This window comes from Nonomuraea sp. NPDC050404, from assembly GCF_040655495.1.
Classification (GTDB): Bacteria; Actinomycetota; Actinomycetes; order Streptosporangiales; family Streptosporangiaceae; genus Nonomuraea.
Genome location: NZ_JBFAKB010000015.1, coordinates 85,973 through 110,702, shown reverse-complemented (window position 1 = coordinate 110,702; position 24,730 = coordinate 85,973). Strand labels below are relative to the sequence as shown.

The following is a 24,730-nucleotide window of genomic DNA, read 5'->3' as shown; positions in this document are numbered from 1 at the left end:
TCCGACCGGTGGTGGTCACTCACGAGACCTCGGGGCGGCGGCTATGAGACCTTGTCCACCGAGTTGGCCGTGTTGGTCTTGTCGATGTACTCGCGGGCCTTGTCGGCCCTGATCGCCTCGCTCAGCGCGCGCGTCTTACGATCGTCGAGGTAGACGACGCTCTGCTTGCCCTCCATGCCGGTGCCGCGGGTCGGCATCGTCAGAAAACCGGATGAGTCCAGCCCCGCCATGTCCAGCAGGCGGCTCCTGAGCAGGTCGGACGTCACACCGTCGTCCACGGTGATGGACTTGGTGATCGCGCGTAGCAGCCCGTCCACCTTGACGGGGTTGGTCAGCGTCCCGGCGCTCAGCACCCGGTCCGACAGCGCCTTGAGCACGGCCTGCTGGCGTTTGATCCGGCCGAAGTCCCCGCCGGACAGGTTGTAGCGCTGGCGGACGAACCGCAGGGCCTGCTCGCCGTTGAGATGGTGGCGGCCGGCCGTCCAGGTGACGCCGCTGTTGGTGTCGCGCACGGTCTCGGCCACGTCCACGTCCACCCCGTCCACCGCGTCCACGGCCGTGGCGAAGCCCTTGAAGTCGATCGCGGCGTAGTGGTCGACGCGGATGCCGGTGAGCGACTCGATGGTCTTGATCAGCAGGGCGGGCCCGCCCCAGGAGAAGGCGGCGTTGATCTTGGCCCGGCCGCGGCCGGGGATGTTCACCCAGGAGTCGCGCGGGATCGACACGACGGCCGCGTGCTGCCGGTCGTCCGACAGGTGAGCCAGCATGATCGTGTCGGTGCGCTGGGAGCCGGGCTGCCACAACTCCTCCTTGGCGCCCTTCCCGGTGGTGGCGGCCCCGGCCCTGCGGTCGGTGCCCACCAGCAGCCAGGTCTCGCCCGTTCCCGGCTTGGGCTTCGGGCGGGTCCGCTCCTCCTCGGCGGAGGTGGGCAGGGCGGCGGGCGCCCGTACGATCTCGTTGTCGAGGCTGACCTGGTAGAAGTAGAGCCCGCCGGCGCCGAATCCGGACAGCAGCAACAGGGAGGCCAGGGAGATCCACAGCACGCGGCGAAACCGGCGCATCCCTCACATTCCTCTCAAGATCGGCCCGTGCGGACTTTATCGCTAATTGCCGGGCAGCGCCTTGCCGTCCAGGTAACCGAGCCAGCGCTGCTGGATCTCCTTGTAGCGGCCGCCGGTGATCGCGTTGAGCGCCGAGAGCTGGGTGACGTGCAGGGAGTGGTAGCTCCAGCGGGCGGGGTTGGGCGGCGTGGCCGGGGTGCGCGTGTAGTGCAGCAGGTCGTAGCTGGTCCTGGAGGACAGGTCGTACAGGGGCAGCATGCGGTCCACGGTCTTCAGGCCGCGCTCGAACATCTCCCGGCTCTGCTTGTCGTTCATGAGCCGGCCGACGTCGTACACGCCGATCAGGGCGAACAGGTAGCCGTTGAGCACGTGGGTGGGGGTCGAGGTGGGGTACTCCTCGTAGAAGTCGAGCTCGCCCTCGAAACGGCGCAGCACGCCGCCGTCCTTCACCTCGGTGCGCAGGGGGCGCAGGGCCCGCAGCGCGGCGTCGCCGTAGCGGGACTCCTTCGTCTTGTCGTACATCTTGGCCAGGAAGGCCGCGCCGATGCCCTGGGCCATGCCCGAGTACCAGCCGGCCCGCAACTCGCCGCCCGCCAGCCCCTCCCGGTAGGTGTAGTCGAACGGCACGGGCCAGCCGCCCTTGGCGTCCTGGTGCTCCAGCAGCCAGCGGGCCACGGTCTCGGCCTTGGGCCGGTAGCTCTCGTCGCCGGTGGCGACCCACTTGCTGTAGTGCTCCATGCCGTACTGGGCGACCTCGACCGGGTACTGGAAGGTGCCGAAGTCGTAGGTGCTCACCGGGATGCCGTCGGAGCCGATGGTGATGCGCCGCCAGGTCGTGACGTCCACGTTGGCGAAGTGCAGCCAGGGGCCGCGCGGGTCGTGCTTGCCGACGATGGGGGTTTCGTCCTCGAAGTACTCGGCGCGTACCACGCCGTCGGAGCCGGTCGAGACGGTCAGCCCGAGCTGCTTGGCCAGCGCCTCCAGCGGCAGGTAGAGCTTGTCGTTCACCCGCACGCCCGGGACGGTCTCGCCGAAGAGGCCGAGGGGCGCCTGCGTCGCCTGGGTCGCGCTCGCCGGGGGCGGCCTGCGCGCGCCGGTCGGCTCCGGCGCGGTGCAGCCGGCGACGGCGCACAGGGCGATCGCGGGGATGATGAACTTACGCAACAAACGCACCTTTACTTACCGCCCTTAACGGCTATTTTCCAGAAATGGTAAGGTCGGGCCCTCACTGATCATCCCCCAGGGGTCCCTGCCCACATGAACCACGATCGCGTCCATTTTGCCTATAACGGGATAGATGTCGATCCCGAGACCCAGGCGCTGACCAGGAACCGGCTGCACTGGATCCTGGACCGCCTGCCCTCGGGCCGGATCCTCGACCTGGGCTGCTCCCAGGGGACCCTGTCCATCCTCGCCGCCGGCCGTCTGACGGACTCCCGCGACCGGGTGACCGGCGTCGACGTCGAGGAGGAGGCTGTCGCGTTCGCCGCGGGGCAGGCCGCCGAACTGCCCGCCGGCGTGGCCGCCAAGCTCGCGTTCCTGCGCGGCGACGGCGAACGCCTCGGCTTCGCCGACGGCTCGTTCGACGCCGCCGTCGCCGGAGAGCTGCTCGAACACGTCGCCGACCCCGGGGCCGTGCTGACCGAGCTGCACCGGGTCCTCGCGCCCGGCGGGACGCTGCTCGTCTCGGTGCCCTACGGGCTGATGCCGCACCACGACCACCGCCGCACGTTCTACCGCACCGGCTTCCACCGCCTGCTCGCCCCGCTGTTCGAGATCCACGAGCTGGCCATGCTGGAACGGCACATCGCCGCGGTCGCCGTACGCAGGGATTCCCCGCACGGTGCGCCCGCGTTCGCGCTCAGCCCGGAGGAGGAGGACTTCCTCGGCCGCGAGGAGCGCCTGGAGCAGCGCTTACACGATCTGCGCGAGAGGCTGACGCGGGCCAACCAGCTCTACCGCGAGGTCACCGCCGCCAACACGGAGTTGAAGGCCGGCCTCGGGGACGGGGACGCGGGCCCGGTGCTCCGGCAGCTCGCCACGCTCCAGGAGACCGTGCAGCGGCTGTCGGCCAGTGTCTCAAGCGGGGCCACCGCCGAGCGGGACGAACTGCGCGAGCGACTGCGCGCACTGGGCGAGGAGCGCGACCGCCTGAACGCCGGGCTGAGCACCGCGCAGAGCGAGCTCGGCCTGCTGCGCGACGCCGCGCAGGCCGGGGAGGCCGAGCGGGACCGGCTGCTGGAGTCGGTGCACGGCCTCACCTCCGGCCTGGAGGCGCTGCGCGAGACCGCCGACGCCGTGACCGCCCAGCGCGACGAACTGCGCGCGCACGTACGGGCCCAGGCCGAGGAGCTACGCACGATCGAGTCCGGCCACGGCGAGGCCATGCGCGAGGCGGCGGCCACGCACGCCCGCGACCTGCGGGAACTGCGCGAGCGCGTCGCCGAGGCGGAGAAGGAACTGGCCACCGACCGGGCCGCCCTGGCCCGCCTGCGCACGGTCTACAACGGCGAACGGCACCGCCACTCGCTCACCGAGCACCGGCTGAACAAGCTCGTGGCCCTGGAGACCAAGCTCACCCAGGAGAACGAGAGGCTGCGCGCCAAGCTGGAGACCGTGACCGGCCGCCTGACGGACTACCGCGACCAGGTCACCCGCATCCGCTCCTCCAAGGCGTGGCGCGTGTTGTCGGTCTACCGTCAGCTCCGCCATCCCGGCCGCCCCGACCCGGTACGGCTCGCCGCCGCCAAGCCCGTCTCCCCCGCCCCGGTCGCCACGGTCGTCAAGAAACGCCCGGCCCAGGCGCCCGCCCCCACGCCGCCGCGTCCCGCCAAGCAGGCCCCGGTGCCGCTCGCCGACTTCAGGGCCCGGCTGGCGGAGTGGATCGAACGGGCCAAGGCCGCCCCCGGCGAGGAGGTGGTGCTGATGTTCTCGGGCACCACCTTCGTCCAGGAGGCCCGTGGCAACCGGCCCATCCGGCTCACCCGCGTCTACCTCGACCGCCAGTGCCCGGTCTTCTTCAACTACTACCGCTGGCGCGACACCGACCCGCTGCCCGAGCATCCGGACCCGCTGCTGTACCAGAGCCCGATCGACGTCACACCGCAACTGCTGGACGAGGTGCTTGCCGCCGACTTCGGCGGCAAGCGCAAGCTGCTGTTCGCCTCCTTCCCGCACGAGGCCATGGTGCGCACGCTGACGCACGCCGCCACGCACGGCTGGGTGACGATCTACGACGCCCGCGACGACTGGGAGGAGTTCGCCAAGATCGGCATGGCGAAGTGGTACCACCCCGGCTACGAGCGCTACGTCGTCGCCCACGCCGACGTCGTCACCGCGGTCTCCGCCCCGCTGGCCAGGAAGATGGAGACGCTGGGCGGGCGCAGGGTGGCCGTCAACGCCAACGCCCTGGACCCGGCCTTCCCCGCTCCCCCGTCCCCGCGCAGGGACGACGCCACCACGATCGGCTACTTCGGGCACCTGACCGACAAGTGGTTCGACTGGGACCTGCTGATCCGCGCCGCCCGTACCCATCCGCAGCTCACCTTCGAGCTGGCCGGGCACCAGAACCCCGCCGACCTGAAGCTGCCGGACAACGTGCGCCTGCTCGGCCTGCTCGGCCACCGGGAGCTGGCCGAGCTGAGCACCGGCTGGGCGCTGGCGCTGATCCCGTTCAAGAACGGCGCACTGGCCGACGCGGTCGATCCGATCAAGGTCTACGAGTACCTGCACCTCGGGCTGCCGGTGCTGACCACCTACTTCCCGCAGTGCGCCGGCTATCCGGGGGTGCGGGTGACCGAGTCGGCGGCGGAGTTCGTCGCCGCCATCCCCGACGTCGCCGGCTCCGTGCTCGGCCCTGACGTGCGGGAGTGGCTGGCGGACAACACCTGGCAGTGCCGGGTGGAGGCGTACTCGGAGATGGCCGAGCGGATCTCGCGCAAGGGCCGCGAGGGGCTGATGACGCTGCTGGAGTGCCGATGAAGGTGCTGTTCTGCTATCGGTACGGCGTGATCGGCGGCGTGTCCACGCAACTGCTCAACCGCTACACGCACTTCTCCGCCGAGTACGACATCGGCGTGCTGTACGAGTCCGACCACGGCATGGTCGCGCACTTCCCGCCGGGCGTGGCGCGGGTGACGGCCACCGACGAGGCCCGCGAGGACGCCATCCGGCAGGCGGACCCGGACGTCGTCGTGGTGATCGACAGCCCCGGCTTCCTGTCCGCCTGGCAGCGCGCCGGCTCGCCCGGCTCGCTCATCCTCGAAGTGCACACGACCACCGCCAACCTGTCCTACCTGGGCGAACTGGCGGTCGTGCCGGACCACATCGTGACCGTCAGCGAGTACATGCGGGCCAAGCTCGGGGCGCTGGGGCTGTCCCCGATCAGCGTGGTGCCCAACTGCCTGGACCAGCGCTGGTACGCCGACACCGTGCCGCCCGCGCTCGACTCCACCCCCGTGGCCTGGATCGGCAAGCTCGACGGCCACAAGCGCTGGCGGGCCGCCGCCGACCTGCTCGACCAGGTCGCCACCACCACGCCGGGCGTGACGCCGCTGCTCGTCGGCGGCTACACCGCGCCCGAGTCCGAGGTGGCGGCGCTGACCACCAAGCTCGCCTCCTCCCCCGCGCTCGGCTCGGCCCGCTGGCTGCCGCGCGTGGATTACGACCTGATGCCCGCCCTCTACTCCGCCATCGCCGCCAACGGCGGGCTGACCGTCTCGACGACGACCGACGAGTCGTTCGGCATGTCGGTGGCCGAGGCGCTGGTGCGGGGCTGCCCGGTGATCGCGCCCGCGGTGGGCGCGCTGCCGGAGATCCTGCCGGAGGAGGCCCTCTACCCGCCGGGCGACTGGCCGGCCGCGGCGGGCCTGGCGCGGCGGGCGCTGACGGACTCCGGTTTCCGGACCGCGCTGATGAGCACGGCCCAGCTCGTACGCGAGCGCACGGCGACCGAGTACGCCCTGGCCGCCTTCGCCAACGTGCTCCAGCGCAGCGCGAAAGCAGCATTGAGCTGAGTCAGCGCACCGCGAAGTCGTCGAAGGTGGCCTGACCCCGCCCGGCCAGCACCAGGCCGAAGCTGACGCCCGCCGCGCCGGCCGCGGAGGGCGTCCAGGTGGCCTGCCGCCAGGCGGACGAGGCGGGCAGCACCGGCCCTTGGTTCCAGCCCGACCACGTCCCGTCCGCCGAGCGGCGGCTGAAGGTCAGGCGCACCGGCGCGGTCGAGACGTACCAGACCGACAACGTGCCCGGCTTGGGCGCGCACTCGCCGCCGTCCTGCTTGATCGCCAGCCTGAGCCGTCCCGGGTCGCCCGCGGTCACCGTGACACGCCCTGCCCAGCGCCCGGTGCGCGGCTGATCCACCCGGCCCCACGTCGCGCCCGTGGATCGGCCGTCGAGCTGCCAGCAGTCCGGGATGCCCTCCTTGCCGAAGTAGTTCTCCAGCGAGCCGTTGATCACCACCGACGGAGGCTTGAGCGGCGGGACGGGCCGCACGTCGCCGCCGATGACGTCGCCGACGGTCCTGACGGCGACCGACCGGCCCTTCAGCCAGTCCAGGAAGCCGGTGAAGACCTGGGGCCGGACGCCCAGCGACCCGCAGTCGTCGCAGTAGTCGTGGAAGACGAGGATGGCCCAGCCGCCGCTCTGCTCGGCCGCCTGCACGTACTGCTGGATTTCGCCCAGCGTGGTGCGCGAGCCGACCGACAGCGGGGTGCCCAGGTTGTACACGTCGGCCGGGGCCCGCTGCTCGCCCGCGACGCCCGCCCTGCCGCGGCCGCTGTTGTAACCGCACTCCTCGACGACGCTCTCGGCCGTCGCGTCCACCGCGTGGAAGGGGTAGGCGAACGACCTCGGCGCGAACCCCAGGTCCGTCAGGCCCGACCGGTCGCCGCACACCTCCCTGCGCTGCTCGTCCGGGTGTAACTCGGGCAGGCGGGCGTGCGTTCGGGTGTGCCCGCCGATCTCGTGGCCCGCCCGCGCCATCGCCGTGAGCTTGGCCCGGGTGAGGTAACCGGGGGCCTGGACGCGCGTGCTGTGCACGTAGAAGGTGCCCGGCAGGCCGCGTTCCGTCAGCTCCCGCGCCATCTGCTCCTGGCGTTCCAGGCCGTCGTCGAACGTCAGCGAAACCACCGGGCCGTCCGCCGGCGCGGCGCTCTCCGAACCTTGAGCGGCCGGCTCCGATCGCTCAGCCGATGCGGCGCTCTCCGGCTCTTGAGCGGCAGGCTCCGATCGCTGCGCCGGTGTGGCGCCGGAGGCGCCGCATCCGGCGGCCAGGACGGCAATCGCGACCGCCACGCTCCCCGTCACCGCACCACGCATGTCCCCGCTCCTCCCACCCCGGCGGCGCACATCTTCCCACGCGCGCGGCCCCCGCTCCATCCCCGCAGGCGCGGCCGGGTCCCGGGTGGTGCGTCAGGCTTCGGGGAGCACGTCCCTCAGCAGGCGGCGGGTGCCAGGGCGGCGCTTCCACTCGCGGGGGTAGCCGAGGGAGACCTCCTCGAAGCGGACGCCGTCGTACCAGGTGACGCGGGGAATGTGCAGGTGACCGTAGATCATCGCGGCCGTCGGGTAACGGCGGTGCCAGTCCCTGGTCGCGGTGGTGCCGCACCACTGGGCGAACTCGGGGTAACGCAGGATGTCCGTCGGCTCGCGTACCAGGGGATAGTGGTTGACGAACACCAGCGGCACACCGTCGTCCTCCAGTTCCGCCAGCCGCCGCCCGGTCAACTCCACGCGGGCCCGGCACCAGGCTTCGCGGGTCGGGTAAGGGTCGGGATGCAGCAGGTACTCGTCGGTGCACACCACGCCGGTGCCGTGGGCGTACTCCAGGGCGCTGGCCTTGGTGTGGTGGCCCGCCGGCAGGAACGTGTAGTCGTACAGGAGGAACAGCGGCACGATCCGCACCGGACCGCCCGCCCCCTCCCATAACGGATAGGCGTCCTCGGGGGTGATCACGCCCAGGCTCCGGCAGACGCTCACCAGATGCTCGTAACGGGCCACTCCCCGCAGATCCGGCGACTCATCCGGCATCGTCCACAACTCGTGGTTGCCCGGCACCCAGACGACCCGCTCGAAACGGTCCGCCAGCCTGCGCAGCGCCCAGGTGATGTCCTCCACCCGGTCCGCCACGTCCCCGGCCACCAGCAGCCAGTCGCCGGGCGTGATCGGTTTCAGCTCCGCCACGATGGCTCTGTTCTCGGGGTAGGTGATGTGCAGGTCGCTGACCGCCAGCAACCTGGCGTCCGACTGGGGAGCGGGCAACGGGTTCCTCCTTCACGGGGATGCCGTCTTAGAGCATGCCATGCGCCCGTACGTGCCGCCCGCGGCGGGCGGCACGTACGGCCGGCCTTCGGAGGGTAATAACGGCCCCGGAGGCCGCCCCGGCCACAACTCCATGCCCGGCGCCTTTACATTGTAGATTCCCTGAGAGGCATACCAGGATGTATCTTCCTGCTCCCCCGTAGAGGCGACCGCCCCGACACGTCAAATGACGGCCAAGCCCGCCTCACTCACGTCGCAGCTCGTGAGCCAGCTCCTCAAGCTCCGCCCCGCCCGCCATGAGCGTGGTCAGCTCCTGGGCGGTGATGTCGGCCTTGCCGTACTCGCCGATGCTCGCGCCCCGGTTGAGCAGCAGGAACCGATCCCCCACCGGATAGGCGTGGTGCGGGTTGTGGGTGATGAAGACGACGCCGAGGCCCCGGTCGCGGGCGCGCGCGATGTAGCGCAGCACCACACCCGCCTGCTTGACCCCGAGCGCCGAGGTGGGCTCGTCGAGGATGAGGACGCGGGCGCCGAAGTACACCGCTCTGGCGATGGCCACCGACTGCCGCTCGCCGCCGGACAACGTGCCGACCGGCTGGTCCACGTCGCGGATGTCGATGCCCATGGCCCGCAACTCCTCCCGGGCCACCTTGCGCGCCTTGGCCACGTCGAAGGCCAGGCCCTTCCTGGGTTCGGAGCCGAGGAAGAAGTTGCGCCAGACCGACATGAGCGGGATCATCGCCAGGTCCTGGTAGACGGTGGCGATGCCGCGCTCCAGCGCGTCGCGGGGGCTGGACAGGTGCACCTCGCTGCCGTCCACGAGGTAGGCGCCCGTGTCGTGCCGGTGCACGCCCGCGAGGATCTTGATGAGCGTGGACTTGCCGGCGCCGTTGTCGCCGAGCACGCACATGACCTGCCCGGCCCGTACGCTCATCGACACCTCCCGCAGCGCCAGCACCGAGCCGAACGTCTTGCCGATGCCCCTGGTCTCCAGGATCAATGCCTGACCTCCTCGGCGTAGCGCCGTACCAGGCGGTTGGCCAGCGTCGCCAGCAGCAACATCCCGCCCAGGAAGAACTTGAACCAGTCGGCGTCCCAGCCCAGGAACACGATGCCCTTGTCCGCCATGCCGAAGATCACCGCGCCGATGGCGGCCCCGATGGCGGAGCCGTACCCGCCGGTGAGCAGGCACCCGCCGATGACGGCGGCGATGATGTAGATGAACTCCTGCCCGATGCCGATGTTGGCCTGCACGGAGGTGTAGCGCAGCGCCAGGATCGAGCCGACCAGCCAGGCGGCGAACGCCGTCGTCATGAACAGCGCGATCTTCGTACGGGCGGCGGGTACGCCCACCGCGCGGGCGGCCTGCTCGTTGCCGCCCACCGCGAAGATCCAGTTGCCCGCCCTCGACCGCATCAGCACCCACGTGGCCAGCGCCGTCACCACGATCCACCACAGGATCGCCACCCGGAAGGAGGTGCCGCCGATCTCGATCGTGCCGGCGAAGATCGCGTTCGCCCCCTCGAACCCCTCGGCCCTGCGCAGCCCGCTGACCTGAACCGTCCCCGTGATCGCCTTGGTGACGCCCAGGTTGATCCCCTGCAACATCAGGAACGTGCCCAGCGTCACGATGAAGCTGGGCAGCTTCGTCCTGGTGACGATCAGCCCGTTGGCGAACCCGACGGCCAGCGCCACGACCAGCCCGACCAGCATGGCCAGCCACACGTTGAACCCGAACCGGGTGGCCAGCGTCACCAGGATCAGCCCGCTGGTCCCGGTCAGCACGCCCGCCGACAGGTCGAACTCGCCGCCGATCATCAGCAGCGCCACCGCGACCGCCATGATGCCGAGCGTGGCGGCCGGATCGAGCCAGTTGGCGATGCCGTCCGGCGAGCGGAACACCGGCGACTGCGCGGCGAAGAACGTGAACACCGCCACCAGCCCGACCACCGCGCCGAGCTCGGGCCGGATGAGCAGGCGGCGGGCGAGCCCGACCCGGGCCACCCGCTCGTCGGCGGCAACCGTCATCGAGTGCCCGCCTCGGCCAGCTTGGCCACCTGGGAGGCGTTGTCCTTGGTCACGAACCCGGGCCCGGTGTTGACCGGCAGGCCGCCGCCGACGGTGTTGAGGTTGGCCTTGTACAGGTTGAGGAAGGTGATCGGCAGGTAGCCCTGGAGATACTGCTGCTGGTCCACCGCGAACAGCACCTCACCGTCGTTGATCGCGCTCACCACGTCCGCCGACAGGTCGAACGTGGCCAGCTTCGCCTGCGAGCCCGCGTCCTTGATGGCGTCCCTGGCGGCGATCGCGACGGCCGGGTTGAGCGACAGCACGCCGTTGACCTGCTGGTCGGACTGGAGCTTGGCGGCGACCTTGGAGGTGATGTCGGCCAGGTTGTTCACATCCACCTGCAGCCGCTCGACCGTGCCGCCCAGCGTCTGCTCGGCGCCCTTGCAGCGCTGGTCGAGCCCGACGTTGCCGGCCTCGTGGATCACGCACAGCAGCTTGCTGACGCCGGCGGCCTTGAGCTGCTCGCCCGCGCCGCGCCCGGCCACGTCCTCGGACTGGCCGACGTGCGTGATCGCGCCGAACTGCTTGGAGGAGTCGGCCCCCGAGTTGATCGTCACGACCGGGATCTTCGCGGCGACGGCCTTGCCGATGGCCTCCTTGAGCGCGTCGGGGTTCGCCATCGACACCACCAGGCCGTCCACCTTCTCCGAGACGGCCTGGTCGATGAGCTGCGACTGTTTGGCCGGGTCACCGTCGCCCTGGTAGGCGACCCGCACGCCGTACTGCTTGCCGGCGGCCTCCGCGCCGTTCTTGACCACGTCCCAGAAGGAGTCGCCCGGGGCCGCGTGGGTGATGACGGCGAAGTTCGCCCCGTCCCCCTGTGCGGCGGGCGCCGAGGAGGCCGGTGGGGCCGCGCTCTGCCCTCCGCCCGCTCCCGACGAGGAACAACCGCTGACGGTCAGCACGCCCAGCAGGACCAGCACGATAGGGGCACGTCTCATCGGACACCTCCAAGACGAACGGGCTAGCCCTGGTTCTACCCCAATATCATCTGTTTGTATAGACATGCTGACTTATACACGGGACGTTCATTCTGAGGTCAGCGTGAACCACCATCGTGAGGAGATGCCTGTGCGTGCTTTCTTATCCACGGTCCTCCTGCTTGTCACCCCCCTGGCCGGACCCGGCGGCGAGCCCGCGACGGTCACGGCCGCCACCGAGACGCCCGCCCTGTACGACGACGAGGCCGGCGGACGCGCCAACGGCGACGACCCCGCCATCTGGGTGCACCCCACCCGCCCCGGCAGCAGCGTCGTGATCACCACGGCCAAAGAGGGCGGCCTGTACGCCTACGCCCTGTCCGGCGCCCAGCTCCAGCACATTCCCGCCCAGCCCGCCCCCGGCCCGGACCACGAGCCCGGCCGGCTCAACAACGTGGACCTCGTGCACGGCTTCCGCCTGTCCACGGGCGCCAGGGCTGACCTGGCCGTCGCCTCCGACCGGGGCCGCGACCAGTTGCGCGTCTACCTGATCGACCCCGCCAAGGCCGCCGCCGGGCAGCCGCCGCTCACCGACATCACCGCCTCCTCGGTGCCGTTCGTCTTCAACACCACCCAGGAGGAGGTGGACGAGGCGGAGACCGCGTACGGGCTGGCCGTCAGCGGCACCCGCGTCCTGGTCAGCCGCCGCCACGAGACCAGGCTCGGCCTCCTCCAGCTCACCGCCGCCCCCGGCGGCAAGGTCACCTACCGCCGCGTCCGCACCCTGGACCTTCCCGCCACCTTCCCCCTCCCCGACGGCACCACCTGGATCCCCTGCGGCGAGCCCGGCGAGTTGCCGCAGGTCGAGGGCATGGTCGTGGACCACGCCCGCGGCATCCTGTACGCCGCCCAGGAGGACGTCGGCATCTGGCGCCTGCGCGCCGACCTGACCGGCCGGCCCGTGCTGATGGACAAGGTCAGGGAGTTCGGCAGGCAGGACACCTACGACCCGGCCACCGAGGAGTGCGTGGCGGGCCAGGACCGCGGTTTCGGCGGCAAGCACCTGTCGGCCGACGCCGAGGGCCTGACGATCTACTCCGACGGGCGCGACGGCTACCTGCTGGCCTCCAGCCAGGGCGACGACACCTTCGCCGTCTACGATCGCGCGAGCAACCGCCACCTGGCCCAGTTCCGGGTCGCGGCCGGCCCACGGGCGGACGGGGCCGAGGCGAGCGACGGCGCGATGGTCACCAGCACTCCGCTGGGCGGCACGTTCCCGAAGGGGCTATTGGTCGTACATGACGGCGCCGACGCCCCGGGCGACGGCGACCGTGAGGTGACGAACTTCAAGTTCGTCGACTGGCGGAAGCTGGCGAAGGTCCTCTCCTAGGGCTTGACCTGCGGATTCTCTGCTTCCGGGCCGCGCGGACGGCAAAGCCGGCTCTTCGCGGCCCGCCCCTTCCGACCTGCGATGATAAGGCGGGTCATCGCTTCGGGGTGATCCGCCGGTGGGGTGGGGGACCGAGGGGGGACCGCCAGTTTGAGACCGTGTGCCGCTCGAATATTGAGTTGCGTGGCTTGAGCTGCGGTTATGCGGCGTGGTGGTATTCGTTGATGGTGCCTGTGACGACGGGTTTTCGGTGGATGGATCGTAGGTCGTTGAGGTCGGTCACGTCGCGGGCAGGCTGCGTTGCGATGTCCGGGGGACGTTGCTGTCGGGACTGGTGCGACCGGTGCCCGTTGTAGTGGATCAGATACTCTCGGAGCACGAGTGCCAGGTGGCGTTCATCAAGGATCAGGATCCGGTCCAGGAGTTCGCGGCGTAGGGTGCCGATGACCCGCTCGCAGATGGCGTTCATCCTCGGCGTCCGCGGCAGCGTGGTGACCAGCCGCAGCCCTTCAGCTTCGAAGACCTCCCGAAAGGCGGAGGTGAAGAGCGGATCGCGATCGTGGATCACGAACCGCAGCCCGGCGATGCGGTCACTCAGATCCATGACCAGGTTGCGGGCCTGCTGCGCCGTCCATACCCCGGTCGGGTGCGCGGTTACTCCGGCCAGGTGCAGCTTCCGGGTGCCGTGCTCGATGAAGACCAGCACACACAGCCGTTTGAGCAGCACGGTCTCGACCACCAGGAAGTCACACGCGATGATCGCGTGGGCCTGAGCGGCCAGGAACTGCCGCCAGGTTGGCCCGGCGGGGCGCCGGATCGATACCGGCGGCGTGCAGGATCTCCCACACCGTGGAAGCGGCGATCGGGTACCCCAGGCGTGCCAACTCGCCTTGGATCCTTCTGTGCCCCCAGGTCGGGTTCTCCCGCGCCATCCGAATGATCAGTGCCTTGACCGGCCGGCGAGTGCAGGGACGTCCCGGGCGTTGCCTGTCGGGGAAGGTCCATTTACGTGCCACGAGGGTGCGGTGCCAGCGCAAGATCGTCGCTGGCGTGACGGGGAAGACTTCCGCCCATCGACGGCGGCGGATCAGCCGCGACAACGCTGCAAGCCAGAGCCGGTCGGCGTGACTCCACTGCGGCTGACCGCCGCGCTGCCGGCGGAGCACCTGGTTCTCCTGACGGAGCACCAGCAGCTCAACATCCTTGGACAGATCACAACGGACCAGCACCGTCAGCAGGCCGAACAAGCCTCTTACCAACCGGTAGACAAGCGATAACACCACATCGCGATGATCGCAGCCACCGCCCTGATCGCGCAGCAAGACCCCAGCTCACAGCGCGAATCCGTGTTTTCGAGCGGGACAGGGTTCCACCGCACCTGCGCGATGTCGCCGGTGACGATGAGACGCGCCGGCGCGTCCAGCCGGGCGAAGAGATCGGTCATAGGCACCGCGCCGCCGGGACGCTCCCGAGCCGCCATGGAAGCTCCTATAAGTAGTCGATTGACTACCTATAGTAATTGCATGGCTTAATGTTGAATGTTCCGCGAACGGACATGGCAACTGAAGACTCCACCGTTCGCCACCCTTAGCTAACCTTCGTGGTCATGGTGGCTGTTGCGAGATCTGAGGTCAGGCCATGATGTCGTACGGTCAGCGTCGTCGTTGTCCGTGCGCAGGAAACCCGTGTCGGGGAATGGTCTCGTGAAGTCGAGGGCGCCGGTGCGGAGAAGGCCGACAACGGCGGCGATGTCGGTGTCCATGCGACGGTCGTCGCTCAGAGCGGGCACACGGGCCCGGACGACGCGGTGCGCCCGCCGGACGGCGTTCGCGGCCCGGTCCGGCCCCCGCAGGTCGATGGCCTGGCAGCCGGCCAGCAACTGTGTCGCCGCCACGTGCTCGACCAGGTCGACGACGGCGTACGCGTCCCGCGCGGCGATGGGGGCCATGCTGACCTTGTCCTGGTTGTGGCATTCGGTGGAGCGGGAGAAGACGGTGGCCGGCGCGGCGGATCTGAGCGCCTCGGCCGTCAGCGCCGAGCAGGTGATCTGGGCCGCCTTGAAGCCGAATCGCACGCCGGCGCCCGGATCGTCCCCCTCGTGGTGGGGATGGAGGTTGGGCGTCAGGCCGCGGTTGTACTTCTCGTCGACGAGCAGTTGCAACTGGCGGTCGAGCAGGTCACCGATGTTCGCCACGGCGATCTTCAAGGCGTCCATTGCCTGCCCGATGTGGCCGGCGTAGAAGTTTCCGCCGCTGTAGACCGCTTCGGTGTCCGGATCGGCCAGCGGGTTGTCGTCGACCGAGTTGATCTCCACGCTGATCCAGCGCCGGACCCAGGTCAGAGTGTCGCGCAGCACACCGATCACCTGGGGCGCACAGCGCAGCGAGTAGGGCTCCTGGATCGGCGAGCCGAGATCCCTGACGCGGTCGCCGGTGACCCGTGGCTCCCCGGCCAGCGGGAAGGGATGGTCCCTGGTCAGCCCGGGCCCGGCGAGCAGGGCCGTGAGGCCGGCTGCCGACGCCTGTTGCCCCGGGTGCGGTTTGTGCTCGTGGATCACCGGATCGTAGGGGCCGCGGTCGGCACGAAGGGCCTCACACGCCACGGCCGTGCACAGCTCGGCCACGACGGACAGGCGAGCCGCCCGCTCCAGGGCGATGACGGCGTACGCGGAGGAGAACGACGTGCCGTTGACGATCGCCAGTGCCTCTTTGGGCCTCGGCTCCCAGGGGCGCAGCCCGTGTTCCCGGAGCGCGTCATCGGCCGGTCCCCGTTGCCCCCGAACCGTGACCTCGCCCCGTCCTGCCAGCATGGCGGCGAGGTAGCTGAGCGGAGTGAGGTCTCCGCTCGCTCCGACCGAGCCGCGCTGAGGGACGATGGGCAGCAGGTCCTCGGCGACACAGGCCAGCAGCAGTTCGATCAGTGAGCGCCGGACTCCCGACGAACCTTGGGCCAGGCAGTTGGCCCGGATCACCATGGCGGCCCGCACCACCTCGGCCGGCGCGGGCGGCCCCACTCCCACCAGGTGAAAACTGAGCACGGCGCGTTGCAGGGCCTCCGCCTGGTCCTTAGGGATCACCCTGCGTGCGCTGTCGCCGAAGCCGGTGGTGACTCCGTACAGCGGCCGGCCTTCGTCGACAAGCCGCCCCAGTAGGGCGGCGCTCGCGTCGATGCGCCGGGCGGCCCGCTCGTCCAGCACGAATCTTCTTTCGGAGAGCCGTTCGGCGAACCGGGCCACCTCGGCCGGTTCAAGGGTTCCTCCGCCCAGGGCAAGGGGCACGCGGCTCGGTTCCATGGCGGTTGGCATCGTCATCGCCTGCTTTCCGGCGCGTGAGGGCGACCCTCGTACGTGGCGGCGAGGTCGTCGACGGCGCGTGCCCACAGGGTCGTCAGGCGGCCGGGAGCGAAGCCTCCTCCATGGGTCAGCACGGATTGGGTCGTGGTCCCCGCGTAGGTGGCGAGCAGGGTGAAGCAGGCGTGTCCCGGGGGCAGCCAGGGTAGCGGGACGATCTCGGTGACCGGGCTGCCGCCGACGGCCAGCGCACCGGGGACGTTCACCGCCGAGACGGTCAACTTGGTGTTGCGCGGGTCGCCGATGCGTCTGTGCGCCCACTGCGCGATCGGCTCCGGCGCGTCCGCCAGAAGGGCTCGCCAAGCGCGCTTCCAGCGGCCGATCCTGCGCGGACGGGTGGCGCGTACGACGGCGGCGAGCCGGCCGGCGGGATTCGGCCGCGCCCAGGCGAGCGGGACGCGCATCAGGCCGAGCCGGCTGGCCACCGTGTGGTCGTCCTGGCCCGGGGTTCTGAGGTCGAGGGGCATGCAGGCCTGCAGCCTCCCGCGTGGCCTGCGCCCGTTGTCGGTCTCCAGTCCGCGCAGGGCGGCTGTCATCGCCGCGAGGTGCACCTGGTTCACGGTGGCTCCGCTCGTGTCCGCGACCCGGCGCAGGGTGGCGAACGGGACCTGGGCGTAGGCCCATCCGCGTACCGCGCCGGCCGGTGAGGTCATCGGGGGCCACTGTTCGCCGGGCAGGTAGGTGGCCAGAAGACCGGGAAGCATCCGGCCCGCCGCGCCGATCGCCCGCGCACGGCCAGATCGCCGATGACGGGACGACGCCACCGGGCCCGGCGGGTCCTCATCGCCGAACAGCACGCGCAGGATTCGCACGATCGCCATCGCGTCCCCGAACGCGTGATGGCTGAGCCAGCAGACCTGCCACCGCCCCTCCCGGGGACCGGGCAGGACCCACAGGCCCCACATCTGCGGGGGCGACGCCGGAGCGCAGGCCAGGAGCGAACGCTGGGGGGCGACACCGCGCGTGAGCGGCCCATGGGCGCGAACGTGGCCGGCGAGGTCGAACGCCTCGTCCGGCCGCCAGGTGACGTCCCCCTCGCGCGTCTCGGGAACGCGGGTGAGCGCGGGGATGAGGGCGAGCCGCTTGTCCACCTGCCGCCGCAGTTCCTCCACGTCCGGGACGGGTCCCCGACCGCGCAGAATGAAGCCGAAGTACAGGTCGGACGGATCGGCGGCGGCCCGGCTCATGCCGAGGAAGGTCCTGGTCCACAGGTTCGTGTGGGGAATCATCGTCTCTCACCGTCTTTCTGCTCACCCAGCAGGGAGTCGAGGTCGTCATCCGCGGTGAGGTAGCGCCCGGATAGCGAGTCGGCCGAGCCGTCCGCGAGCCGGACGAGCGCCGCCGCGGCGCGCTCCGGCGGCGTGAAGTGGCCGGTCCGCCGCTGGGTGCGGAGCCACCGCCAGATCTGGTCGGACCAGCGGTGGCCCACGGCCCCCCGCTCCAGGTGATCGTGTGTCATGCCGAGGTCCACCAGCCCGGGATCGAAACTGAACGCCGCGACCGCGTGCGGCCGCAGTTCCGCGGCGAGGTTCTCCGTGACCTTGATGACGGCCGCCTTCGAGACCGAGTACGCGGAGGCGTGCGGCCATCGGTGCCGTCCGGCCGCGCTCACGACGTTGATGACACGCCCACGGCGCCGTTCGACCATGGCGGGGAGCACGGCGCGGCAGGCGCGGATGGCACCGTGCAGATTGACCTCCATGGCCTGCCACCAGTGCGTGGCGTCCACCTCCCACAACGGGCCGCGCGGTCCCGTCACTCCGGCGTTGTTCACCAGGACGTCGATGGCGCCGAAGGCGGCCGACGCCCTCTCCACGGCCCTTTCCATCGCGTGCTCACAGGTCAGATCCGCGGGCACGGCCAGGACGACGGCGCCGCGGGCCCGCAGCCGTGTCCGGGCCTCGTCAAGGGTCAGGGGATCGCGGCCGGTCAGGACCACATTGGCGCCGGCGGAGGCGAGGGCGTCGGCGAAGCATCGGCCCAGGCCCCGCCCGCCACCGGTCACGAGAGCGGTGCCGCCCCGGAGCCGGACGGAGGAGTGCCCGATGGTGACCATGGTCATCGCCCGTCTCCCATGGAATCCACCGGCCGGGTACCCGCGCCGGGGATCGCCCCCACCGCGGCGGCCTCGGTGAGGAACTCGCGCAGACCGCGGGGTGGCCTGCCGGTCAGCCATCGCACGGCCGTGGTGGTGCGGGCGGCATGGCCGGCGCGGATCGCCGTGTACAGGCCGATGAGGAACTCGGCCACGGGGGCGGGAATCCCGGCTCCGCGGCAGGCCGTCCGGTACGCGTCATCGGTGATCGGCAGGTAACGGACCGCATGCCCGAAGAACTCGGAGCACATCTCGGCGACGCACGCCCAGTCGAAGGGCTCCGGCCCGGTGAGCGCGTACGCCCGCCCGTGGTGCCGCGCCGGTTCGGTCAGCACCGCGGCCGCCGCCCCGGCCACGTCCGCCGGGTCCACGAAGGCGACCCGGCCGTGGCCCGCCGGCAGCGCGATCTCCCCCGCCGCCGCCATCGGGGCGAAGACGCCGCTGGTCAGGCTGTTCATGTACCACTGGGAACGCAGATGGGTGAACCTGTGGCCGGCCCTCTCCACCTCGCGCTCAACCCTCCTGAGCGGGAAGTCCTCATCCGTCTCCGCCATCACGGCGGACACGACCACCACATGGGCAACCTCCGACACGGTCATCGCGCGGATGAAGGGTCGCATCCGCTCGTGGGCGCAAGCATCGGCCGGAGGGGCGATGAGCAGGACCGAGGTCGCCCTGCGCAAGGCACCCTCATAGCTCGACGGATCGTCATAGTCCAGCCGCCGGATGTCGGGCGGGCAGCCGCGCGGAGCGGTGACCGAGCCCGGATCGCGTGCGGCGAGGACGATCGGCCGTCCGGCGGCGGCCAGGCGGCGGGCGACGCCGCCGCCGATGTTCCCCGAAGCGCCTGTGATCAATATGGTCATGCCGAGGCTCCCTTGTCAGATACGGACCAGCGCCTTGATCGCCGAGCGGCCGGCCATGGCACGGTAGGCCGCGGGAACTCCGTCCAGGTCCACGACCAGGTCGAAGACCGGCGAGGGGTTCAGCCGGCCGGACATGACCTCCTCCAGCAGCACCGGTATCAGGGCGCGGGCCGGTGTCAGGCCGCCGGTGACCGTGAGGTTGCGCATGAAGATCTGCTCGGTTCCCGGAAGGGCGGCGTGCGGGGCGCCCACCAGGGCGATCGCGCCGCCGTCGCGAGCGAGCCCGAGCGCGGTGTCCACGCTGTCCTGGGTGCCGACGCATTCCAGAACGGCCTGCGTGCCACGCCCGCCGGTCATGTCGAGCACCCGCGCGCGGGCCTGCTCGCCGCGCTCCGCCACCACCTCGGTGGCACCGAAACGTTCGCCGACGCGGGCCCGGTCGTCATGTCTGCTCAGCAGGATGATCCTCTGGGCTCCGGCTCGCCGTGCGGCCAGCACCGCGCACAGTCCCACCGCGCCGTCGCCGATCACCGTCACATCCGAGGCCGGTCCCGTGCCGGTGCCGTTCACCGCGTGCAACCCGGTGGCCATGACGTCGGCCAGGGTCAGCAGGGCGGGCAGGCGTTCGTCGTCCGCTTCCAGCGGAAGTTCCAGCAGGGTCGCGTCGGCGAACGGCACTCGTACCGCCTCGCCCTGCCCGCCATCGTGATCCCCGCCCCACATCCCGCCGTCCTGGCACGAGGTGGTCAGGCCGTCCAGGCAGGCCGGGCAGACGCCGTCGCACCACATGAACGGCGCGAGCACCAGCACGCCGGGCCGCACGCGCCGCACGTCACGACCGGTCTCCTCGACCACTCCGAGGAACTCGTGGCCCGCCCGGGGGCCGGGAGGGATCTCATCCTCGCCGTGGTAAGCCCACAGGTCGGTGCCGCACACGGCGGCCAGCACGACGCGGACCACCGCGTCGGTCGGCGCGTGCACTCTCGCGTCCGGCACCTCGGCGATCCGGATGCCTCCGGTTTCGCTGCGCACTGCGGCTCGCATGTCGGCAACGCCTCCTCGTTGCTGCCGATCGGGCTCCGTCACCGTCACCCGCTTGCCGACCGACCGTGTCATCCGTGCGTACGGAACGCGAACGGAAGTTCCACAGAACGGGACAGCAGGGGCAACGCGGTCAGACCGAGGCCGGCAGGTCGTCGTCGTGCACCTTGCGGGCGAGGGTCAGCCCGTCGGCGATCGGCAGCACGACGGACTCCACCCTCGGATCGGCTCGTACCAGATCGTTGAAGACGCGGATGGCGGCCCCGTTGCCGTCCGCTTCGGGATCGGCGGCTTCGCCCTCGTACAGGACGTTGTCGGCCAGCAACAGACCGCCGGCTCGGACCCGGGGGACCAACTGCTTCCAGTACCCGGCATACCCGGGCTTGTCGGCGTCGAGGAAGGCCAGGTCGATCCGGGGCTCCTCGGGAAGCGCCGCGAGCGTCTCGGCCGCCGGGCCCATGCGCGAGTCCACGCGGTCGGCCACTCCCGCCTCGCGCCAGGACTCCCGGGCGATGTCAGCCCACTCCTCGCAGACGTCGCAGGTGATGACCCGGCCACCGGCGGCCAGCCCGAGGGCGAAGGCCAGCGTGGAGTAGCCGGTGAAGGTCCCAACGTCGACGACGAGCCTGGCTCCGGTCAGCCTGGTGAGCAGGGTGAGGAGAATCGCCTGTTCGTGGGGGATCTGCATCTCGGCGGGACGGCCCAGCGCGCGGGTGCGCTCGATCAGCCCGCGCTGCACGGGGCCGGGGGGCTCGGCCTGGGCCAGCAGATAGCGGTAGAGGTCAGGCGTCATCACGATGTTCTTGAAGTCCGGATTCATCGCACGCGCCTCGCGTTCCCGTGGTGGGCGGCGAAACGGGACAGGTCCTCGATCCGGTTCCGGACGGTTGCCGCGCCGAGGGGCGGACGTGGCCCTCGCCGGTCGGTGAGGCCGTGCGCGGCCAGGTCACGCAGCATCTGTTCGGTCCTGTCCAGCAGTTGGGAGTCAAAGCACGCGCGGCAGGTGGGACGGCGCACCACCCGGAAGAAGCCGTCGTAAAGGGTGTGTTCGACCTCGGTGGGCGGCTGTCCCGGCTCGCGCCCGGCGTCTCTCAGCAGCGAGCCGCCCTCAGGGACGAGCCGGTCGGCGATGGCCCGGTGGACGCTGTGGCAGTCCCTGACAGCGCTCGGCAACGGCTCCAGGCGGCGACGCGGGTGGGCGGCGCGCACGCGGTCGAGCAGCGGTCGGATGGGCGCGTGGTCGGGAGCCCATTCCCCGCTGAACGCCGGATGGCAGGCGCGCATGTCGGCCCGCACCGTGGCCGCGTAACGCTCCGGCGAGCAACTGCCCGTGTACACGAACAGCGCCGCGTAGATGTCGTGGAGCCGTGCCGCGTCGGTGACGTCGGCACGGTTCGGGGAGTTGTCCGAGGCGATCGACTCCAGTCTCTCCGAGATCAGCCGCCACACCATGAAGGCCGCATGATGGCCCAGGATCCAGCGGTAGCGGACGCGGATGTCGGGATCGCCGGGCGCGGGTGGCGGAGCGGAGCCGGATTCCCGCCCGACGGGAGAGTCACACCGTGCGCGGAACCGGGCGCCTGGCACGGGCAGGTACAGGAGATTCAGATAAGCGGCCGCGGGCAGCGGACGCGTGCCGGTCAGGTACGCGTGTGACGCCATTCGTGGATCCTCGTTTCCGCATCGGGCTTCGCTTCGAGGAGCGAGCGGAGCGAATCTCGGTATCAGCTGTCTCGCGAACGTAGGACGCACCGGAGCACGGGCCAAAAGCACGTTCCGTCGCGTGGAACATCCCTTCGCGGCCCCCGTTCTCGCCGGCCGATCGGAGATGATCGGGCGCTGTCCCACAGGGCGGAACACGACAATGACCGGCGTCTCCGTGCTCAGACACAGTGGCCCGATCGTCGGGCTTTGCAGGCCCCTAGCACGAGGAGGCAGCGTGCCGGAACCCACATCCCAGGCCCACACTCCCCTTCCGATCATGGAAATGATGTCGGGGGTCTGGATGTCCAGAACCGTGACCGCCGCGAACAACCTGGACCTGTTCACCAGACTGTCCGGCCGACCACCGCAGTCCGCGGAGCAGATCGCCCGGCTCACGGGCCTGCGCCGCCGTCCCGCCGAGTCGCTCGTGGTGGCCTGCGCCAGCCTGGGTCTGCTCCACCGCGCGCCCGGCGGCTACGTCAACGCGCCCGTGGCGGAGCGATACCTGGTGCGCACCCGGCGGGACTATTTCGGCGGCTGGGTGGAGGTGCTCGACCAGCACGACCATCCCGGCTGGATGCGGCTGGACGAGGCGCTGCGTGAGGACCGTCCCACCGTCTGGGACTCCGGGAAGCGGACCTCGCTCTTCGACGGGATGGCGCCGGACATGGTGAAGGTCTTCTGGGAGGGCATGCGCGCGCTTTCGTGTTCCACCGCCTCGGTGCTCGCCGACACCCTCGACCTGTCGGGCGCCAAGGCCCTGCTGGACGTGGGCGGCGGCGGTGCGGCGTTCGACATCGAACTGTGCGCCCGCCATCCGGGCCTGCGCACCGCGGTGTACGACCTGCCGTTCGTGTGCGACCTCACCCGCCCCAAGATCGAGGAGGCGGGACTGGCGGACCGGATCACGCTGATCCCGGGCGATTTCTTCGCCGAGCCACGGCTGCCCGGCGGCTACGACACGATCCTGCTGTCGTCGGTCCTGCACGACTGGAACGACGACGACGTCCGCACCATCCTGGGCAAGTGCCACGCCGCCCTGCCCTCCGGCGGGCGGCTGCTCATCTGTGAGCTCCTGCTGAACGAGGAGCGGGACGGCCCGCCGGAGGCCGCCCTGATGGGGCTGGCGATGCTCGCCTGGACCTGGGGACGCAGCTTCACCGCGGGCGAGCTCACCGGTTGGCTGACGGACATCGGGTTCGCCTCCGGCACCGTCGACCGCTTCACCGCGCCCGGCGCCAACGCGGTCATCAGCGTGACGAAACCCTGACGTGCGTGAACGCCCTGTATCGGCGCGATTAGCACCCGTCGTGTGCGGGCCCCGATCTTCCGGCGAGCGCGTGCCGCTATTCGGCGTTGTGAGCGCTGCCCGGGCCGCGACGCGAGAAATGCGACAGGCCCGGTGTGAGGCGACCCCGGCTGCGCACCGACAGCGAGGCCGAGTGGGCGCTCTGACGCAGGAGCGGCACGAGGGCATCGAGGTCGAGCAGGGCTGCGGGGGCCGAAACGGTGATCGAGGCGATCGCCTTGTCCTCCCGGCCGAATATCGGGGCGGCCACCGCGTCATACCCGTGCAGGTACTCCCCCCGGCACAGGGCGATCCCGCGCGCCCGCGCATCGTTCAGCTCCCGCTCCAGCTCACGCCCATCGGTGATCGTGCTTTCTGTGAGGGGCTGGAGCTCACCCGGGCGGGAGGCGTTGTATCGCGCGCCCGGATCGCAGGCGAGCAGGATCTTGCCGGCAGCGGTGCAGTACGCCGGGGCGTTCGCGGAGGTGCGCAGGATGTGGGAGGTGTAGGCGGGCGGGTAGAGCGTCTCGAGGTAGAGGACGGCCTGCTCCCGCAGCACGGCCAGACTGACGGCGTGCTGGGTCAAGGTGAACAACTCGGCCAGGAACGGCATGGTCAGCCTCACCAGCCGGCGTTCCGCGCGCCACGTGGGACGGCCGCCCCGTATGGCCATGGAGCGGATCTTCTCACCGAGGGTATAGGTGTTCCCCTGTCGCGCGACGGCGCCATGCGTCTCAAGCCGGGAAAGCATCCGATGGACGGTGGACTTCGCCAGCTTCGTGTTGCGTGCGATTTCCGTGAGTTTCACCGGCATGCTCTTCCGTGCCAGATATCCGAGTATGATCATCGCTTTGTCTACAGCGCTCGGCGAAGTGGGTGATGACCCTGCCACGGCAACATCGCCTCCGATAGTTTCTCCAACTAACAATTCTTTCCGGCCGAAAGATCATCGTGCCCTGCGGTCGAGGATCCTCAGCATTTGCCGCTCGAGTGCCGGTGACGGTGACAACCCCGTCCGCTCGGCCAGGGAAACGCGGGCCAGTTGATAGACGCCGAGCGCGTCGCCCGCTCTGCCCGCCCGCTGCAGCGCCTCCATGAGCTGCGAATAGAGCCTCTCCTCCAGCGGGTTCTCCAGCACGAGCGCCTCAAGCTCAGGAATGATCTCCACGTGCTTGCCCAAGCCGAGGTTGAGTTCGATGAGGTTCATCATCATGAGCCTGCGCCCGCTTTCCAGCCGCTTGACGCCCTGGTCCCTGATCGGGCCGTGCGGCACGTCCTGAAGTGCGGACCCTCGCCACAGAGATCTGGCCCGGCGCAGAAGGGTCACGGCTTGCCCCGGCGATGCCGTCTTCACGTGATCGGCACGCTTGCACAGCGCTTCGAAACGCACCGCGTCGATGTGATCACCCGGGACGAGCAGGGCGTAGCCGGGACGGCGGGTCTGCAGCGCGACCCGCGATTCGGTGATCCGGTCCCAAGCCCGCAGGATTCCGCGCAGCCGCGACGCGTGGGCGTGCAGGGCGTTCTCCGTCCCGGCGGGTGGGTCACCGCACCACAGCTCCGTGATCAGGTCCTGCGTGGGCACCACGCGGCCGTGGTTGAGCAAGAGGGCCGCGAGCAAACCACGCCTTTTCCAGCCTGTCACCTCCGACCTGGTGTCATTGAGCCGCACTTCGAGAGGTCCCA

22 protein-coding genes and 1 pseudogene are annotated in these 24,730 nt (G+C 70.5%); 4 read left to right on the top strand and 19 right to left on the bottom strand.

Going from position 1 to position 24,730, the window contains the following annotated elements; all coding sequences use genetic code 11:
* Positions 1-41: 41 nt before the first annotated feature.
* Both AB0I81_RS36250 and AB0I81_RS36245 read right to left on the bottom strand, forming a co-directional pair.
* Positions 42-1,061 (bottom strand): LCP family protein, encoded by a 1,020-nt coding sequence (locus AB0I81_RS36250; RefSeq protein ID WP_360666336.1) that lies wholly within the window; start codon positions 1,059-1,061, stop codon positions 42-44.
* A 42-nt stretch (positions 1,062-1,103) separates the two neighbouring features.
* Positions 1,104-2,225: a D-glucuronyl C5-epimerase family protein gene (locus AB0I81_RS36245; protein ID WP_360666333.1), complete on the bottom strand. Its 1,122-nt coding sequence runs from the start codon at positions 2,223-2,225 to the stop codon at positions 1,104-1,106.
* Between the two features lie 93 nt (positions 2,226-2,318).
* Here AB0I81_RS36245 and AB0I81_RS36240 point away from each other — a divergent pair, with 93 nt between their 5' ends.
* Both AB0I81_RS36240 and AB0I81_RS36235 read left to right on the top strand, forming a co-directional pair.
* Positions 2,319-5,042, top strand: a complete 2,724-nt coding sequence (locus tag AB0I81_RS36240; protein ID WP_360666330.1) for a methyltransferase domain-containing protein — start codon at positions 2,319-2,321, stop codon at positions 5,040-5,042.
* Positions 5,039-6,076: a glycosyltransferase family 4 protein gene (locus AB0I81_RS36235; protein ID WP_360666328.1), complete on the top strand. Its 1,038-nt coding sequence runs from the start codon at positions 5,039-5,041 to the stop codon at positions 6,074-6,076. The genes AB0I81_RS36240 and AB0I81_RS36235 overlap by 4 nt, the downstream gene beginning before the upstream one ends.
* A 1-nt stretch (position 6,077) precedes the next feature.
* On the opposite strand, the gene AB0I81_RS36230 is transcribed toward AB0I81_RS36235, so the two are convergent.
* The 5 genes from AB0I81_RS36230 to AB0I81_RS36210 all read right to left on the bottom strand — a co-directional run bounded on the left by AB0I81_RS36230 (position 6,078) and on the right by AB0I81_RS36210 (position 11,332).
* On the bottom strand, positions 6,078-7,379 hold the full coding sequence (locus tag AB0I81_RS36230) for a polysaccharide deacetylase family protein (protein ID WP_360666325.1): 1,302 nt from the start codon (positions 7,377-7,379) through the stop codon (positions 6,078-6,080).
* A gap of 93 nt (positions 7,380-7,472) precedes the next feature.
* Positions 7,473-8,321: a metallophosphoesterase gene (locus tag AB0I81_RS36225; RefSeq protein WP_360666322.1), complete on the bottom strand. Its 849-nt coding sequence runs from the start codon at positions 8,319-8,321 to the stop codon at positions 7,473-7,475.
* Between the two features lie 244 nt (positions 8,322-8,565).
* Positions 8,566-9,321: an ATP-binding cassette domain-containing protein gene (locus AB0I81_RS36220; protein WP_360666319.1), complete on the bottom strand. Its 756-nt coding sequence runs from the start codon at positions 9,319-9,321 to the stop codon at positions 8,566-8,568.
* Positions 9,318-10,349, bottom strand: coding sequence for an ABC transporter permease (locus AB0I81_RS36215; protein WP_360666317.1), 1,032 nt, complete (start codon positions 10,347-10,349; stop codon positions 9,318-9,320). Before AB0I81_RS36215 ends, AB0I81_RS36220 begins: the two co-directional genes overlap by 4 nt.
* Positions 10,346-11,332 carry a sugar ABC transporter substrate-binding protein gene (locus tag AB0I81_RS36210; RefSeq protein ID WP_360666314.1) on the bottom strand — a complete coding sequence of 329 codons (987 nt, stop codon included), beginning with the start codon at positions 11,330-11,332 and terminating at the stop codon, positions 10,346-10,348. Before AB0I81_RS36210 ends, AB0I81_RS36215 begins: the two co-directional genes overlap by 4 nt.
* A 130-nt stretch (positions 11,333-11,462) precedes the next feature.
* On the opposite strand from AB0I81_RS36210, the gene AB0I81_RS36205 reads away from it, so the two are divergent.
* Positions 11,463-12,701, top strand: coding sequence for a phytase (locus tag AB0I81_RS36205; RefSeq protein ID WP_360666311.1), 1,239 nt, complete (start codon positions 11,463-11,465; stop codon positions 12,699-12,701).
* Between the two features lie 199 nt (positions 12,702-12,900).
* On the opposite strand, the gene AB0I81_RS36200 is transcribed toward AB0I81_RS36205, so the two are convergent.
* The 9 genes from AB0I81_RS36200 to AB0I81_RS36160 all read right to left on the bottom strand — a co-directional run bounded on the left by AB0I81_RS36200 (position 12,901) and on the right by AB0I81_RS36160 (position 21,714).
* The gene (locus AB0I81_RS36200; RefSeq protein WP_360666308.1) at positions 12,901-13,440 is read right to left on the bottom strand and encodes an integrase core domain-containing protein; all 540 of its coding nucleotides are present in this window, start codon (positions 13,438-13,440) and stop codon (positions 12,901-12,903) included.
* A gap of 7 nt (positions 13,441-13,447) precedes the next feature.
* Positions 13,448-14,023 (bottom strand): hypothetical protein, encoded by a 576-nt coding sequence (locus AB0I81_RS36195; protein WP_360666306.1) that lies wholly within the window; start codon positions 14,021-14,023, stop codon positions 13,448-13,450.
* Positions 14,024-14,292: 269 nt separating this feature from the next.
* Positions 14,293-15,993, bottom strand: coding sequence for an aromatic amino acid ammonia-lyase (locus tag AB0I81_RS36190; RefSeq protein WP_360666303.1), 1,701 nt, complete (start codon positions 15,991-15,993; stop codon positions 14,293-14,295).
* Positions 15,994-16,007: 14 nt separating this feature from the next.
* Positions 16,008-17,279, bottom strand: coding sequence for a wax ester/triacylglycerol synthase domain-containing protein (locus AB0I81_RS36185; RefSeq protein ID WP_360666301.1), 1,272 nt, complete (start codon positions 17,277-17,279; stop codon positions 16,008-16,010).
* On the bottom strand, positions 17,276-18,112 hold the full coding sequence (locus AB0I81_RS36180; protein WP_360666297.1) for an SDR family oxidoreductase: 837 nt from the start codon (positions 18,110-18,112) through the stop codon (positions 17,276-17,278). The genes AB0I81_RS36185 and AB0I81_RS36180 overlap by 4 nt, the downstream gene beginning before the upstream one ends.
* Positions 18,109-19,011, bottom strand: a complete 903-nt coding sequence (locus AB0I81_RS36175; protein ID WP_360666294.1) for an NAD(P)H-binding protein — start codon at positions 19,009-19,011, stop codon at positions 18,109-18,111. Before AB0I81_RS36175 ends, AB0I81_RS36180 begins: the two co-directional genes overlap by 4 nt.
* Before the next feature lie 15 nt (positions 19,012-19,026).
* Positions 19,027-20,055, bottom strand: coding sequence for an alcohol dehydrogenase catalytic domain-containing protein (locus AB0I81_RS36170; RefSeq protein WP_360666292.1), 1,029 nt, complete (start codon positions 20,053-20,055; stop codon positions 19,027-19,029).
* 130 nt (positions 20,056-20,185) lie between these two features.
* A complete protein-coding gene (locus AB0I81_RS36165) occupies positions 20,186-20,872 on the bottom strand; it encodes an O-methyltransferase (protein WP_360666289.1) in 687 nt (228 codons plus the stop codon).
* Entirely contained in the window at positions 20,869-21,714 is an 846-nt protein-coding gene (locus AB0I81_RS36160) for a hypothetical protein (RefSeq protein WP_360666286.1), read from the bottom strand. The genes AB0I81_RS36165 and AB0I81_RS36160 overlap by 4 nt, the downstream gene beginning before the upstream one ends.
* Before the next feature lie 166 nt (positions 21,715-21,880).
* Here AB0I81_RS36160 and AB0I81_RS36155 point away from each other — a divergent pair, with 166 nt between their 5' ends.
* Complete coding sequence (locus AB0I81_RS36155; protein ID WP_360666850.1) at positions 21,881-23,026, top strand: methyltransferase; 1,146 nt, start codon at positions 21,881-21,883, stop codon at positions 23,024-23,026.
* A 76-nt stretch (positions 23,027-23,102) separates the two neighbouring features.
* Here the strand turns inward: AB0I81_RS36155 and AB0I81_RS36150 are convergent, their stop codons facing one another.
* The 3 genes and pseudogenes from AB0I81_RS36150 to AB0I81_RS36140 form a co-directional block, all read right to left on the bottom strand.
* Entirely contained in the window at positions 23,103-23,717 is a 615-nt protein-coding gene (locus AB0I81_RS36150; protein WP_360666847.1) for an IclR family transcriptional regulator C-terminal domain-containing protein, read from the bottom strand.
* A gap of 48 nt (positions 23,718-23,765) precedes the next feature.
* A pseudogene (locus AB0I81_RS36145) lies at positions 23,766-23,936 on the bottom strand (helix-turn-helix domain-containing protein); the annotation flags it as partial.
* A gap of 54 nt (positions 23,937-23,990) precedes the next feature.
* Positions 23,991-24,665 (bottom strand): AfsR/SARP family transcriptional regulator, encoded by a 675-nt coding sequence (locus tag AB0I81_RS36140; RefSeq protein ID WP_360666283.1) that lies wholly within the window; start codon positions 24,663-24,665, stop codon positions 23,991-23,993.
* Positions 24,666-24,730 lie beyond the last annotated feature (65 nt).

Excerpts from the sequence above, each read along its gene's own strand:
- AB0I81_RS36165 (WP_360666289.1), bottom strand. The coding sequence starts at position 20,872 with ATGAATCCGGACTTCAAGAACATCGTGATGACGCCTGACCTCTACCGC.
- AB0I81_RS36170 (WP_360666292.1), bottom strand. The coding sequence starts at position 20,055 with ATGCGAGCCGCAGTGCGCAGCGAAACCGGAGGCATCCGGATCGCCGAG.
- AB0I81_RS36240 (WP_360666330.1), top strand. The coding sequence starts at position 2,319 with ATGAACCACGATCGCGTCCATTTTGCCTATAACGGGATAGATGTCGAT.
- AB0I81_RS36160 (WP_360666286.1), bottom strand. The coding sequence starts at position 21,714 with ATGGCGTCACACGCGTACCTGACCGGCACGCGTCCGCTGCCCGCGGCC.
- AB0I81_RS36250 (WP_360666336.1), bottom strand. The coding sequence starts at position 1,061 with ATGCGCCGGTTTCGCCGCGTGCTGTGGATCTCCCTGGCCTCCCTGTTG.
- AB0I81_RS36185 (WP_360666301.1), bottom strand. The coding sequence starts at position 17,279 with ATGATTCCCCACACGAACCTGTGGACCAGGACCTTCCTCGGCATGAGC.
- AB0I81_RS36215 (WP_360666317.1), bottom strand. The coding sequence starts at position 10,349 with ATGACGGTTGCCGCCGACGAGCGGGTGGCCCGGGTCGGGCTCGCCCGC.
- AB0I81_RS36175 (WP_360666294.1), bottom strand. The coding sequence starts at position 19,011 with ATGACCATATTGATCACAGGCGCTTCGGGGAACATCGGCGGCGGCGTC.
- AB0I81_RS36235 (WP_360666328.1), top strand. The coding sequence starts at position 5,039 with ATGAAGGTGCTGTTCTGCTATCGGTACGGCGTGATCGGCGGCGTGTCC.
- AB0I81_RS36230 (WP_360666325.1), bottom strand. The coding sequence starts at position 7,379 with ATGCGTGGTGCGGTGACGGGGAGCGTGGCGGTCGCGATTGCCGTCCTG.
- AB0I81_RS36190 (WP_360666303.1), bottom strand. The coding sequence starts at position 15,993 with ATGGAACCGAGCCGCGTGCCCCTTGCCCTGGGCGGAGGAACCCTTGAA.
- AB0I81_RS36150 (WP_360666847.1), bottom strand. The coding sequence starts at position 23,717 with ATGGCCATACGGGGCGGCCGTCCCACGTGGCGCGCGGAACGCCGGCTG.
- AB0I81_RS36210 (WP_360666314.1), bottom strand. The coding sequence starts at position 11,332 with ATGAGACGTGCCCCTATCGTGCTGGTCCTGCTGGGCGTGCTGACCGTC.
- AB0I81_RS36155 (WP_360666850.1), top strand. The coding sequence starts at position 21,881 with ATGATCGGGCGCTGTCCCACAGGGCGGAACACGACAATGACCGGCGTC.
- AB0I81_RS36180 (WP_360666297.1), bottom strand. The coding sequence starts at position 18,112 with ATGACCATGGTCACCATCGGGCACTCCTCCGTCCGGCTCCGGGGCGGC.